Source organism: Streptomyces sp. NPDC007856, assembly GCF_042868225.1.
Lineage (GTDB): Bacteria > Actinomycetota > Actinomycetes > Streptomycetales > Streptomycetaceae > Streptomyces.
This window is the reverse complement of record NZ_JBIAEC010000001.1, coordinates 79,427-91,848: the sequence shown is the minus strand read 5'-3', so window position 1 is coordinate 91,848 and position 12,422 is coordinate 79,427. Positions and strand designations below refer to the sequence as shown.

Genomic DNA, 12,422 nt, shown 5'->3' with positions numbered 1-12,422 from the left:
TCAGACCGCCCTCATCAGCAGGGTCGCGGCGACCAGGAGTGCCGCACCGCCGAACATCGAGACCGCGTAGGAGCGGGCGAAGCCGTTCTGGATCCGGCGGAGCCGTCCCGACAGGCCACCGAAACCGGCCGCCGTGCCGTTGACGACGCCGTCGACCAGGGTGTGGTCGACGTAGACCAGGGAGCGCGTCAGGTGCTCGCCGCCGCGCACCAGGACCACATGGTTGAAGTCGTCCTGGAGCAGGTCACGGCGGGCCGCGCGGGTGAGCAGCGAGCCGCGCGGGGCGACGGCCGGGACGGGCCTGCGGCCGTACTGGGCCCAGGCGATGCCGACGCCGACGACCAGGCAGACCATGGTGGCGCCGGTGACCGTCGCCGCGCTGACCGGGGAGTGGCCCTCGCTGTGCCCGGTGACCGGCTCCAGCCAGTGCAGGAAGCGGTCGCCGAGGTTGAAGAAGAAACCGCCGGCCGCCGATCCCACGGCCAGCACGATCATGGGGATCGTCATGACCTTGGGCGACTCGTGGGGGTGCGGCTCGGCGTGCTCGCCGCGTGTCTCGGCGGCGGGCTCCACGCTCGGTTCGGTCGGGGACGGGGCGTGCCGCCAGCGTTCTTCTCCGAAGAACGTCATCAGCATCACGCGCGTCATGTAGAAGGCGGTGATGGCCGCGCCCAGCAGGGCCGCGCCGCCGAGGATCCAGCCCTCGGTGCCGCCCTTGGCGAAGGCCGCCTCGATGATCTTGTCCTTGGAGAAGAATCCGGACAGGCCCGGGAAACCGATGATGGCGAGGTAGCCGAGGCCGAAGGTGATGAAGGTGACCGGCATGTACTTACGCAAGCCGCCGTACTTGCGCATGTCGACCTCGTCGTTCATGCCGTGCATGACGGAACCCGCGCCGAGGAACAGCCCGGCCTTGAAGAAGCCGTGCGTCACCAGGTGCATGATCGCGAAGACATAGCCGATGGGGCCGAGGCCCGCCGCCAGCACCATGTAGCCGATCTGCGACATGGTCGAGCCGGCCAGCGCCTTCTTGATGTCGTCCTTCGCGCAACCGACGATCGCACCGAAGAGGAGGGTGACCGCACCGACCACGGTGACGGCGAGCTGGGCGTCGGGCGCCGCGTTGAAGATGGCGGCGGAACGGACGATGAGGTACACGCCCGCGGTCACCATCGTCGCCGCGTGGATCAGGGCCGAGACCGGGGTCGGGCCCTCCATGGCGTCGCCGAGCCAGGACTGCAGCGGCACCTGGGCGGACTTGCCGCAAGCGGCGAGGAGCAGCATCAGGCCGATCGCGGTGAGCTTGCCCTCGGAGGTGTCGCCGGTGTGGCTGAGGACCGGGCCGAAGGCGAAGGTGCCGAACGTGCTGAACATCAGCATGATCGCGATCGACAGGCCCATGTCGCCGACGCGGTTGACCAGGAAGGCCTTCTTCGCGGCTGTCGCGGCGCTCGGCTTGTGCTGCCAGAAGCCGATCAGCAGGTACGAGGCGAGGCCGACGCCTTCCCAGCCGACGTACAGGAGCAGGTAGTTGTCGGCAAGGACGAGCAGCAGCATCGCCGCGAGGAAGAGGTTCAGGTAGCCGAAGAAGCGGCGGCGCCGCTCGTCGTGCTCCATGTACCCGACCGAGTACAGGTGGATCAGCGAGCCGACGCCCGTGATGAGCAGGACGAACGTCATCGACAGCTGGTCCAGGCGGAAGGTGACGTCCGCGTGGAAGCTGCCGACCGAGATCCACGTCCACAGGTTCTGGGTCAGCGTGCGGTGGTCGGCGCTCTTGCCGAGCAGGTCGGCGAAGAGGACGACACCGATGACGAAGGAGACGGACGAGAGCAGCGTGCCGATCCAGTGGCCGACGGCGTCCAGCCGCCGGCCGCCGACCAGGAGGACGGCCGCTCCGAGCAGGGGCGCCGCGATGAGCAGCGCGATCAGGTTCTCCACGATTCTTCCGACCCCTTACAGCTTCATCAGGCTGGCGTCGTCGACCGAGGCCGAGTGGCGGGTGCGGAACAGCGACACGATGATCGCGAGGCCCACCACGACCTCCGCGGCGGCGACGACCATCGTGAAGAAGGCGATGATCTGGCCGTCGAGGTTGCCGTGCATCCGGGAGAAGGTGACGAACGCGAGGTTGCAGGCGTTCAGCATCAGCTCGATGCACATGAAGACCACGATGGCGTTGCGTCGGATCAGTACGCCGGTCGCCCCGATCGTGAACAACAGGGCGGCGAGGTACAGGTAATTGACCGGATTCACTTCGACGCCTCCTCGGGCCGCTTGAACGTCGCCGGTTCGATCGACGTGCGCTCCAGGCGTTCCTGCGCGCGCTGCTCCAGCGCCCGCAGGTCGTTGAGTGCCTCCGCCGACACGTCACGGATCTGTCCGCGCTCGCGCAGCGTCTTGCTGACGGTCAGCTCGGACGGGGTGCCGTCGGGGAGCAGGCCCGCGATGTCGACGGCGTTGTGCCGGGCGTAGACACCGGGGGCGGGCAGCGGCGGGACGTACGTGCCCTCGCGGACGCGCTGTTCGGACAGCTCGCGCTGGGTCTTGGCGCGCTCGGTGCGCTCGCGGTGGGTGAGCACCATGGCGCCGACGGCGGCGGTGATGAGCAGGGCGCCGGTGATTTCGAAGGCGAAGACGTACTTGGTGAAGATGAGGGAGGCGAGGCCCTCCACATTGCCGTTCGCGTTCGCCTGGCCGGTGCCGGCGAAATCCTTCAGGGAGGCGTTCCCGATGCCGGCGAGCAGCAGGATGCCGAAGCCGGCCCCGCACAGAAGGGCCAGCCAGCGCTGGCCCTTGATGGTCTCCTTCAGCGAGTCCGCGGCCGTGACGCCGACGAGCATCACCACGAACAGGAACAGCATCATGATCGCGCCGGTGTAGACGACGATCTGCACGATGCCCAGGAAGTAGGCGCCGTTGGCGAGGTAGAACACCGCCAGGACGATCATGGTTCCGGCGAGGCTGAGCGCACTGTGCACGGCCTTCTTCATGAAGACGGTGCACAGGGCGCCGATCACCGCGACGGTGCCGAGGACCCAGAACTGGAAGGCCTCACCGGTGGAGGTGGTGTAGGCGGCGAGCTGCTGGCTCATGCGTCCACCTCCTGGTCTTCCGGCCGCTCGCCGTTGGAGACGGCGACCTGGCGGACCGTGCCCGGCGCGGCCTGCGTCACCAGGCCCCGGTAGTAGTCCTGTTCGTCAGTCCCCGGGAAGATCGCGTGCGGCGTGTCGACCATGCCCTCCTCAAGGCCGGCAAGGAGCTGTTCCTTGGTGTAGATGAGGTTGGCGCGGCTGGAGTCGGCCAGTTCGAACTCGTTGGTCATCGTCAGCGCGCGCGTGGGGCACGCCTCGATGCACAGGCCGCACAGGATGCAGCGGGCGTAGTTGATCTGGTAGACGCGGCCGTACCGCTCGCCCGGCGAGTAGCGTTCCTCGTCGGTGTTGTCGGCGCCCTCCACATAGATGGCGTCGGCGGGGCAGGCCCAGGCGCACAGCTCGCAGCCGACGCACTTCTCCAGGCCGTCCGGATGGCGGTTGAGCTGGTGCCGTCCGTGGAACCGCGGAGCCGTGGTCTTCTTCTGCTCCGGGTACTGCTCGGTCAGCCGCTTCTTGAACATGGCCTTGAAGGTCACGCCGAAGCCGGCCACGGGGTTCTGGAAACCGGGCTTGGTCTCCTTGGGCTCCTCAGCCATCGGACGCCTCCTTTCCATCCGAAGATCCGTCACTGACAGTGTCCGACCCGCCACTGACAATCAGCTCCCGCTCGTGGCGCGGGCGGCGCCTCGGCACCGGCGGCAACTCCTGTCCGGGCAGCGGTGGTACGGGGAAACCGCCCGCCAGCGCGTCGAATCCGGCCTGCTCCGTGGCGGGCTGCTCGGCAGCCTTGGCCTTCTCCCGGAACACGTCGGCGACGAAGGAGATGAGCAGCAGGGCGAGGACTCCGCCACCCACGTAGAGGGCGATGTCGGCGAAGTCGTAGTGCTCGTTGCGCAGGGCCCGTACGGTCGCCACCAGCATCAGCCAGGTCACGGAGACGGGGATGAGGACCTTCCAACCGAGCTTCATCAGCTGGTCGTAGCGGACACGAGGGAGCGTGCCGCGCAGCCAGATGAAGAAGAACAGCAGCAGCTGGACCTTGATCACGAACCAGAGCAGCGGCCACCAGCCGTGGTTCGCGCCCTGCCAGATCGAGCTGATCGGCCAGGGGGCGCGCCAGCCGCCGAGGAACAGCGTGGTCGACACGGCCGAGACCGTCACCATGTTCACGTATTCGGCGAGCATGAACATCGCGAACTTGATGGACGAGTACTCGGTGTTGAAGCCGCCGACCAGGTCGCCCTCGGACTCCGGCATGTCGAAGGGGGCGCGGTTGGTCTCGCCGACCATCGTGACGATGTAGAGGATGAACGAGACCGGCAGCAGCAGGATGTACCAGCGGTCGTGCTGCTGGGCCACGATCGTGGACGTCGACATCGACCCCGAGTACAGGAACACGGAAGCGAACGCGGCGCCCATGGCGATCTCGTAGGAGATCATCTGCGCGCAGGAGCGCAGGCCGCCCAGGAGCGGATAAGTGGATCCGGAACTCCAACCCGCCAGCACGATGCCGTAGATGCCGACGGAGGCGATCGCGAGGATGTAAAGCATCGCGATCGGCAGGTCGGTGAGCTGCATGGCGGTGCGCGTGCCGAAGATCGAGATCTCGTTGTCGGCGGGGCCGAAGGGAATCACCGCGATCGCCATGAAAGCCGGGATGGCCGCGACGATCGGCGCCAGGACGTAGACCACCTTGTCGGCGCGCTTGACGATGATGTCTTCCTTGAGCATCAGCTTCACACCGTCGGCGAGCGACTGGAGCATGCCCCAGGGGCCGTGCCGGTTCGGGCCGATGCGCAGCTGCATCCAGGCGACGACCTTGCGCTCCCAGACGATGGAGAACAGTACGGTCACCATCAGGAAGGCGAAGCAGAACACGGCCTTGATGACGACCAGCCACCACGGGTCGCGGCCGAACATCGAGAGGTCTTCAGCTGCGAGGTACGGGCTCATGCCTCCACCTCCTTGGGGTCCGGTTCGGCGGATGCCGCCGGGCCGATGCGGACGAGTGAGCCGGGCCGTGCCCCGGTGTCGGAGGCGACGCCCGTGCCGACGGAGTTCAGCGGAAGCCAGACCACCCGGTCGGGCATCTCGGTGATCCGCAGCGGCAGTTCGACGGTGCCGCAGGGGCCGGTGACCGCGAGGACGTCGCCTTCCTTGACGTCCACCTCGGCCGCCGTCGCCGCCGACACGCGCGCGTGGGCGGCGTGCCGTGTTCCGGCGAGCGCCTCGTCGCCCTCCTGGAGGACGCCCTGGTCGAGCAGCAGCCGGTGCCCGGCGAGTACGGCCTCGCCGGCGGCCGGGCGGGGCAGCGCGCCCGCGGACTCCTGTGGGTCCGAGGCGCGCGGGCCGTCCCAGGGGCCGAGCCGGTCGATCTCCGCACGTGTGGTGCGCAGATCCGGCAGGCCCAGGTGGACGTCCATGGCGTCGGCCAGCATCTGCAGCACGCGCGCGTCGGTCGGTGCCAGGCGGCGGGTCATCTGGTCGGGCTTGAGAGCGGCGTCGAAGAAGCGCACCCTGCCTTCCCAGTTGAGGAAGGTGCCCGCCTTCTCGGCGACCGCGGCGACCGGCAGGACGACGTCGGCGTGCCCGGTGACCTCGCTGGGCCGCAGCTCCAACGACACCAGGAAGCCGACGCTGTCGAGTGCCTCGCGCGCGCGTGCCGGGTCGGGCAGGTCGGCGACCTCCACCCCGGCGACGACGAGCGCCGACAGTTCGCCGGTGGCGGCGGCCTCGACGATGTGGTGCGTGTCGCGGCCGTAGCGCAGCGGGAGTTCGGCGAGCCCCCAGACGGCGGCGACCTCCTCACGCGCGCGTGGGTCGGTCGCGGGGCGGCCGCCCGGCAGCAGCGACGGCAGCGCGCCCGCCTCGACGGCCCCGCGCTCACCGGCCCGGCGCGGGATCCACACCAGCTGGGCGCCGGTCGCGGCGGCGGCGCGTACGGCGGCGGTCAGGCCGCCGGCGACCGAGGCGAGCCGCTCACCGACGACGATGACCGCACCCTCGGTGCGCAGGGCCTCGGCGGCGCGGGTGCCGGGCTCCTCCAGGCCGACGCCGCTCGCGAGGGCGTCCAGCCACTCGGTCTCGGTGCCGGGCGCGGCCGGCAGCAGGGTGCCGCCCGCCTTCTCAAGGCCCCGGGTGGCGTGTGTGGCCAGCGCGAACACCTTCTGCTTGCGCCTCCGCCAAGCCTTGCGCAGCCGCAGGAAGACGCCGGGGGCCTCCTCCTCCGACTCGAAGCCGGCCAGCAGGACCGCGGGCGCCTGCTCCAGGGAGGTGTACGTGACGCCCGTACCGTCGAGGTCACGGCCGCGGCCTGCCACCCGGGCGGCCAGGAAGTCGGCCTCCTCGCCGCTGTGCACGCGCGCGCGGAAGTCGATGTCGTTCGTGTCGAGCGCCACGCGCGCGAACTTGCTGTACGCGTAGGCGTCCTCGACGGTCAGCCGGCCGCCGATGAGGACGCCGGCCCGGGAGCGTGCGGCGGTCAGGCCCCGCGCGGCCGCCTCCAGGGCTTCCGGCCAGGACGCGGGCTCCAGAACGCCGTCGGCGTTGCGGACGAGCGGGGTGTCGAGGCGGTCCTTCGCCTGCGCGTACCGGAACGCGAAGCGTCCCTTGTCGCAGATCCACTCCTCGTTGACCTCGGGGTCGTTCTCGGCGAGCCGCCGCATGACCTTGCCGCGCCGGTGGTCGGTGCGGATGGCGCAGCCGCCGGAGCAGTGCTCGCACACCGACGGCGAGGAAACGAGGTCGAAGGGGCGGGAGCGGAAACGGTAGGCCGCCGAGGTGAGCGCGCCGACCGGGCAGATCTGGATGGTGTTGCCGGAGAAGTACGACTCGAAGGGGGCACCCTCGCCGGTGCCGACCTGCTGCAGCGCGCCCCGCTCGATCAGCTCGATCATCGGGTCGCCCGCGATCTGGTTGGAGAAGCGGGTGCAGCGGGCGCAAAGCACGCACCGCTCGCGGTCGAGCAGCACCTGCGTGGAGATCGGTACGGGCTTTTCGTAGGTGCGCTTCTTGCCTTCGAAGCGGGACTCGGCGTTGCCGTGCGACATGGCCTGGTTCTGCAGCGGGCACTCGCCACCCTTGTCGCAGACCGGGCAGTCCAGCGGGTGGTTGATGAGCAGCAGCTCCATCACACCGTGCTGGGCCTTCTCGGCGACCGGCGAGGTCAGCTGGGTCCTCACCACCATGCCGTCGGTGCAGGTGATGGTGCAGGACGCCATCGGCTTGCGCTGGCCCTCGACCTCGACGATGCACTGACGGCAGGCGCCGGCGGGGTCGAGCAGGGGGTGGTCGCAGAACCGGGGGATCTCGATGCCGAGCTGCTCGGCGGCCCGGATGACCAGGGTGCCCTTGGGCACGCTGATCTCGATGCCGTCGATCGTCAGCGTGACGAGGTCTTGCGGCGGGACCGCCGCCTCTCCCCCACCCGTGGGGCGCCGGCCCGCGGCGGAGCCGCTACTGGCCTGCTGTACGGTCATGCGTTCACCTCCGGGCGGTCCGCCCAGGCCGTCGACTTGGCCGGGTCGAAGGGGCAGCCCCGGCCCGTGATGTGCTGCTCGTACTCCTCGCGGAAGTACTTCAGCGAGGAGAAGATCGGGGACGCGGCGCCATCACCGAGGGCGCAGAAGGACTTGCCGTTGATGTTGTCGGCGATGTCGTTGAGTTTGTCGAGGTCGGCCATGACGCCCTTGCCGGCCTCGATGTCCCGCAGCAACTGCACCAGCCAGTACGTCCCTTCGCGGCAGGGCGTGCACTTGCCGCAGGACTCGTGGGCGTAGAACTCGGTCCAGCGGGTCACCGCCCGCACCACGCAGGTCGTCTCGTCGAAGCACTGCAGCGCCTTGGTGCCCAGCATCGAGCCCGCGGCGCCGACGCCCTCGTAGTCGAGGGGGACGTCGAGGTGCTCGTCGGTGAACATCGGCGTCGAGGAGCCGCCCGGCGTCCAGAACTTCAGGCGGTGGCCCGGCCGCATGCCGCCGCTCATGTCGAGGAGCTGGCGCAGCGTGACGCCGAGCGGAGCCTCGTACTGGCCGGGGCTCGCGACATGGCCGCTGAGCGAGTAGAGCGTGAAGCCCGGGGACTTCTCGCTGCCCATCGACCTGAACCAGTCTTTGCCGTTTTTCAGGATCGCGGGAACCGACGCGATCGACTCGACGTTGTTCACAACAGTCGGACAGGCGTAGAGGCCTTCCACCGCAGGGAAGGGGGGACGGAGCCGCGGTTGACCACGGCGGCCTTCGAGCGAGTCCAGCAGTGCGGTCTCCTCACCGCAGATGTACGCGCCGGCGCCCGCGTGCACGGTGAGCTTCAGGTCCAGCCCGCTGCCCAGGATGTTCTCGCCGAGGTAGCCCGCCGCGTAGGCCTCGCGCACGGCCTCGTGCAACCGCCGCAGAACGGGGACGACTTCACCACGCAGATAGATGAAGGCATGCGACGACCTGATGGCATAACACGCGATCACAATGCCCTCGATGAGGCTATGCGGGTTCGCGAAGAGGAGCGGGATGTCCTTGCAGGTCCCGGGCTCCGATTCGTCGGCGTTGACAACTAGATAGTGCGGTTTTCCATCACCCTGCGGAATGAACTGCCACTTCATTCCGGTCGGGAACCCCGCGCCGCCGCGGCCGCGCAGACCGGAGTCCTTGACGTAGGCGATCAGGTCGTCCGGTGACATGGCGAGCGCCTTGCGGAGCCCCTCGTACCCCTCGTGCCTCCGGTAGACGTCCAGAGTCCAGGACCGGTCCTCGTCCCAGAAGGCCGACAGCACGGGTGCGAGCAGCTTCTCGGGGCTCGTGTCCTTGACCTCGGGTACCACGGTCATCACTCCCCCTCCTCGGCGGTAGGCCCTGCGGGGTGCGCGGAGTCGGAGGCCGATGTCTCCAGCGGCGTGTCATGGGAACTGAGGTGTTCGGCCGGTGACGGCTCGTGCACCCTGTCCTGCGGTTCCTCATGCGGACCTCCGCGCGGATGGACCACGCGCGCGGGTGCGGCCTCTCCCCTTGCCAGGCGAAGGCCCACCAGCGACGCGGGTCCCGCACCGCCGCCCTCCTCGACGGCCCCGGGCCGCTCGTCGGGGAAGCCGGCGAGGATCCGCGCGGTCTCCTTGAACGTGCACAGCCGCGCCCCGCGCGTGGGCTGTACGGGCCGTCCCGCGCGCAGATCGTCGACCAGGCGCTTGGCGCTGCCCGGCGTCTGGTTGTCGAAGAACTCCCAGTTGACCATCACGACCGGCGCGAAGTCGCAGGCCGCGTTGCACTCGATGTGCTCCAGGGTGACCTTGCCGTCGTCGGTGGTCTCGCCGTTGCCGACGCCCAGGTGCTCCTGGAGGGTCTCGAAGATCGCGTCCCCGCCCATCACCGCGCACAGCGTGTTGGTGCAGACGCCCACCTGGTAGTCACCGGAGGGCTTGCGCCGGTACATGGTGTAGAAGGTGGCGACGGCGGTGACCTCGGCCGTCGTCAGGTTCAGCATGTCCGCGCAGAACTGCATTCCGGTGCGCGTGACATGGCCCTCCTCCGACTGCACGAGGTGGAGCAGGGGGAGCAGGGCGGACCGGGAGTCCGGGTAGCGCGCGATGACCTCGCGCGCGTCCGCCTCCAGCCGGGCCCGGACGTCGTCCGGGTAGGCGGGCGCGGGCAGTTCGGGCATGCCCAGGCTGACGCCCCGCTCCGAAGAAGAGGTGGTCACCGGTCGACGCCTCCCATCACGGGGTCGATGGACGCGACGGCGACGATGACGTCGGCGACCTGGCCGCCTTCGCACATCGCCGCCATGGCCTGCAGGTTGGTGAAGGACGGATCGCGGAAGTGGACCCGGTAGGGGCGGGTGCCGCCGTCGGAGACGGCGTGCACGCCGAGTTCGCCCTTGGGGGACTCGACGGCCGCGTACGCCTGTCCCGGCGGGACGCGGAAGCCCTCGGTGACGAGCTTGAAGTGGTGGATCAGGGCCTCCATGGAGGTGCCCATGATCTTCTTGATGTGGTCGAGGGAGTTGCCGAGTCCGTCCGGTCCGAGGGCGAGCTGGGCGGGCCAGGCGATCTTCTTGTCGGCGACCATGACCGGGCCGGGCTGGAGCCGGTCCAGGCACTGCTCGACGATCCTGAGCGACTGGCGCATCTCCTCCAGGCGGACCAGGAAGCGGCCGTAGGCGTCGCAGCTGTCGGCCGTCGGGATCTCGAAGTCGTACGTCTCGTAGTCGCAGTACGGCTGCGCCTTGCGCAGGTCGTGCGGCAGGCCGGTGGAGCGCAGGATCGGGCCGGTGGCGCCGAGGGCCATGCAGCCGGCCAGGTCGAGGTAGCCGATGTCCTGCATGCGGGCCTTGAAGATGGGGTTCCCGGTGGCGAGCTTGTCGTACTCCGGGAGGTTCTTCTTCATCTTCTTCACGAACTCGCGGATCTGGTCCACCGCGCCGGGGGGCAGGTCCTGGGCGAGTCCGCCGGGGCGGATGTACGCGTGGTTCATCCGAAGGCCCGTGATGAGCTCGTAGAGGTCGAGAATCATTTCACGATCACGGAAGCCGTAGATCATGATCGTGGTGGCGCCGAGCTCCATGCCGCCGGTGGCGATGCACACCAGGTGGGAGGACATCCGGTTCAGCTCCATAAGGAGCACCCGGATGATCTTGGCGCGCTCGGTGATGTCGTCCTCGATGCCGAGGAGTTTCTCGACGGCGAGGCAGTAGGCGGTCTCGTTGAAGAAGGACGTCAGGTAGTCCATGCGCGTGACGAAGGTGGTGCCCTGCGTCCACGTGCGGTACTCGAGGTTCTTCTCGATGCCGGTGTGCAGATAGCCGATGCCGCAGCGGGCCTCGGTGACCGTCTCGCCCTCGATCTCCAGGATCAGGCGGAGCACTCCGTGGGTGGAGGGGTGCTGGGGACCCATGTTGACGACGATGCGTTCGTCGTCGGCGCGGGTCGCGGACTGGACGACCTCGTCCCAGTCGCCACCGGTGACCGTGTATACGGTGCCCTCGGTGGTCTCGCGAGGGGAAGCCTGGGAAGTGCTCACGAGTACGACCTCCGCTGGTCCGGAGCCGGGATCTGGGCGCCCTTGTACTCGACGGGGATGCCGCCGAGGGGGTAGTCCTTGCGCTGCGGGTGGCCCTGCCAGTCGTCCGGCATCATGATCCGCGTCAGGGCCGGGTGACCGTCGAAGACGATGCCGAAGAAGTCGTAGGTCTCGCGCTCGTGCCAGTCGTTCGTCGGATAGACGGAGACGAGGGACGGGATGCGCGGGTCGGCGTCGGGGGCGCTGACTTCGAGGCGGATCAGCCGGTTGTGGGTGATCGAGCGCAGGTGGTAGACGGCGTGCAGCTCGCGGCCCTTGTCCTGCGGGTAGTGGACGCCGCTGACTCCGGTGCACAGTTCGAAGCGCAGGGCCGGGTCGTCGCGCAGGGTGCGGGCGACGCGGAGCAGGTGCTCGCGTTCGACGTGGAAGGTGAGCTCGCCGCGGTCGACGACCGTCTTCTCGATGGCGTTGTCCGGGAGGAGTCCCTGTTCCTCCAGGGCGCCCTCCAGCTCGTCGGCGACCTCGTCGAACCAGCCGCCGTAGGGGCGACTCGCCGGTCCCGGGAGTCGGACCGAGCGGACCAGGCCGCCGTAGCCGGAGGTGTCGCCGCCGTTGTTGGCGCCGAACATGCCGCGCTGGACGCGGATCTCCTCGCCACCCTGGCCGCGCTGGCCGGGGAGGTTGGAGGCGGAGAGGTCCTTCTCGGGGTTCACCCCGTTCGCGGACCCGTTGACGCCGCCCGTGCCGTTGCCGTTCGCGTCGCTCACCGCAGCAGCCCCTTCATCTCGATCGTGGGCAGGGCCTTGAGCGCCGCTTCCTCCGCCTCGCGGGCGGCCTCCTCGGCGTTGACGCCGAGCTTGGTGGACTGGATCTTCTGGTGGAGCTTGAGGATCGCGTCCATCAGCATCTCGGGGCGGGGCGGGCAGCCCGGCAGGTAGATGTCGACCGGGACGATGTGGTCGACGCCCTGGACGATCGCGTAGTTGTTGAACATGCCGCCCGAGGAGGCGCAGACGCCCATGGAGATCACCCATTTCGGGTTGGGCATCTGGTCGTAGACCTGCCGGAGCACCGGCGCCATCTTCTGGCTGACCCGGCCGGCGACGATCATCAGGTCGGCCTGGCGCGGTGAGCCGCGGAAGACCTCCATGCCGAAGCGCGCCAGGTCGTACCGGCCGGCGCCGGTGGTCATCATCTCGATGGCGCAGCAGGCGAGGCCGAAGGTGGCCGGGAAGACGGACGCCTTGCGCACCCAGCCCGCGGCCTGCTCGACGGTGGTCAGCAGGAAGCCGCTCGGCAGCTTTTCTTCGAGTCCCAT

At 69.1% G+C, this 12,422-nt stretch carries 11 protein-coding genes; all 11 read right to left on the bottom strand.

All coding sequences use genetic code 11. The annotated features are described in order from the left end of the window. From nuoL to ACFYOH_RS00420, 11 genes are read right to left on the bottom strand one after another with little or no spacing between them, the layout of a single operon-like run. Nucleotides 1-1,941 carry an NADH-quinone oxidoreductase subunit L gene (gene nuoL, locus ACFYOH_RS00470; RefSeq protein ID WP_388619419.1) on the bottom strand — a complete coding sequence of 647 codons (1,941 nt, stop codon included), beginning with the start codon at nucleotides 1,939-1,941 and terminating at the stop codon, nucleotides 1-3. A gap of 15 nt (nucleotides 1,942-1,956) precedes the next feature. Next, nucleotides 1,957-2,256, bottom strand: coding sequence for an NADH-quinone oxidoreductase subunit NuoK (gene nuoK / locus ACFYOH_RS00465; protein ID WP_023547474.1), 300 nt, complete (start codon nucleotides 2,254-2,256; stop codon nucleotides 1,957-1,959). After that, nucleotides 2,253-3,095, bottom strand: coding sequence for an NADH-quinone oxidoreductase subunit J (locus ACFYOH_RS00460; protein ID WP_388619418.1), 843 nt, complete (start codon nucleotides 3,093-3,095; stop codon nucleotides 2,253-2,255). Before ACFYOH_RS00460 ends, nuoK begins: the two co-directional genes overlap by 4 nt. Next, nucleotides 3,092-3,694, bottom strand: coding sequence for an NADH-quinone oxidoreductase subunit NuoI (gene nuoI / locus ACFYOH_RS00455; protein ID WP_388619415.1), 603 nt, complete (start codon nucleotides 3,692-3,694; stop codon nucleotides 3,092-3,094). Before nuoI ends, ACFYOH_RS00460 begins: the two co-directional genes overlap by 4 nt. After that, complete coding sequence (gene nuoH / locus ACFYOH_RS00450) at nucleotides 3,687-5,051, bottom strand: NADH-quinone oxidoreductase subunit NuoH (protein WP_388619412.1); 1,365 nt, start codon at nucleotides 5,049-5,051, stop codon at nucleotides 3,687-3,689. Before nuoH ends, nuoI begins: the two co-directional genes overlap by 8 nt. Beyond that, the gene (locus ACFYOH_RS00445) at nucleotides 5,048-7,576 is read right to left on the bottom strand and encodes an NADH-quinone oxidoreductase subunit G (protein WP_388619409.1); all 2,529 of its coding nucleotides are present in this window, start codon (nucleotides 7,574-7,576) and stop codon (nucleotides 5,048-5,050) included. Before ACFYOH_RS00445 ends, nuoH begins: the two co-directional genes overlap by 4 nt. After that, nucleotides 7,573-8,919: an NADH-quinone oxidoreductase subunit NuoF gene (gene nuoF, locus ACFYOH_RS00440; protein ID WP_388619406.1), complete on the bottom strand. Its 1,347-nt coding sequence runs from the start codon at nucleotides 8,917-8,919 to the stop codon at nucleotides 7,573-7,575. Before nuoF ends, ACFYOH_RS00445 begins: the two co-directional genes overlap by 4 nt. After that, nucleotides 8,919-9,785 carry an NADH-quinone oxidoreductase subunit NuoE gene (gene nuoE, locus ACFYOH_RS00435; protein ID WP_388619403.1) on the bottom strand — a complete coding sequence of 289 codons (867 nt, stop codon included), beginning with the start codon at nucleotides 9,783-9,785 and terminating at the stop codon, nucleotides 8,919-8,921. Before nuoE ends, nuoF begins: the two co-directional genes overlap by 1 nt. Beyond that, nucleotides 9,782-11,104, bottom strand: a complete 1,323-nt coding sequence (locus ACFYOH_RS00430; protein WP_388619400.1) for an NADH-quinone oxidoreductase subunit D — start codon at nucleotides 11,102-11,104, stop codon at nucleotides 9,782-9,784. Before ACFYOH_RS00430 ends, nuoE begins: the two co-directional genes overlap by 4 nt. Continuing rightward, on the bottom strand, nucleotides 11,101-11,871 hold the full coding sequence (locus ACFYOH_RS00425; RefSeq protein ID WP_388619397.1) for an NADH-quinone oxidoreductase subunit C: 771 nt from the start codon (nucleotides 11,869-11,871) through the stop codon (nucleotides 11,101-11,103). The genes ACFYOH_RS00430 and ACFYOH_RS00425 overlap by 4 nt, the downstream gene beginning before the upstream one ends. Then, on the bottom strand, nucleotides 11,868-12,422 hold the full coding sequence (locus ACFYOH_RS00420; RefSeq protein ID WP_009190037.1) for an NADH-quinone oxidoreductase subunit B family protein: 555 nt from the start codon (nucleotides 12,420-12,422) through the stop codon (nucleotides 11,868-11,870). Before ACFYOH_RS00420 ends, ACFYOH_RS00425 begins: the two co-directional genes overlap by 4 nt.

What these genes read in the sequence shown, in the direction of transcription:
- ACFYOH_RS00420 (WP_009190037.1), bottom strand. Translation starts at nt 12,422, where the DNA reads ATGGGACTCGAAGAAAAGCTGCCGAGCGGCTTCCTGCTGACCACCGTC.
- nuoF (WP_388619406.1), bottom strand. Translation starts at nt 8,919, where the DNA reads ATGACCGTGGTACCCGAGGTCAAGGACACGAGCCCCGAGAAGCTGCTC.
- ACFYOH_RS00445 (WP_388619409.1), bottom strand. Translation starts at nt 7,576, where the DNA reads ATGACCGTACAGCAGGCCAGTAGCGGCTCCGCCGCGGGCCGGCGCCCC.
- nuoH (WP_388619412.1), bottom strand. Translation starts at nt 5,051, where the DNA reads ATGAGCCCGTACCTCGCAGCTGAAGACCTCTCGATGTTCGGCCGCGAC.
- ACFYOH_RS00460 (WP_388619418.1), bottom strand. Translation starts at nt 3,095, where the DNA reads ATGAGCCAGCAGCTCGCCGCCTACACCACCTCCACCGGTGAGGCCTTC.
- nuoI (WP_388619415.1), bottom strand. Translation starts at nt 3,694, where the DNA reads ATGGCTGAGGAGCCCAAGGAGACCAAGCCCGGTTTCCAGAACCCCGTG.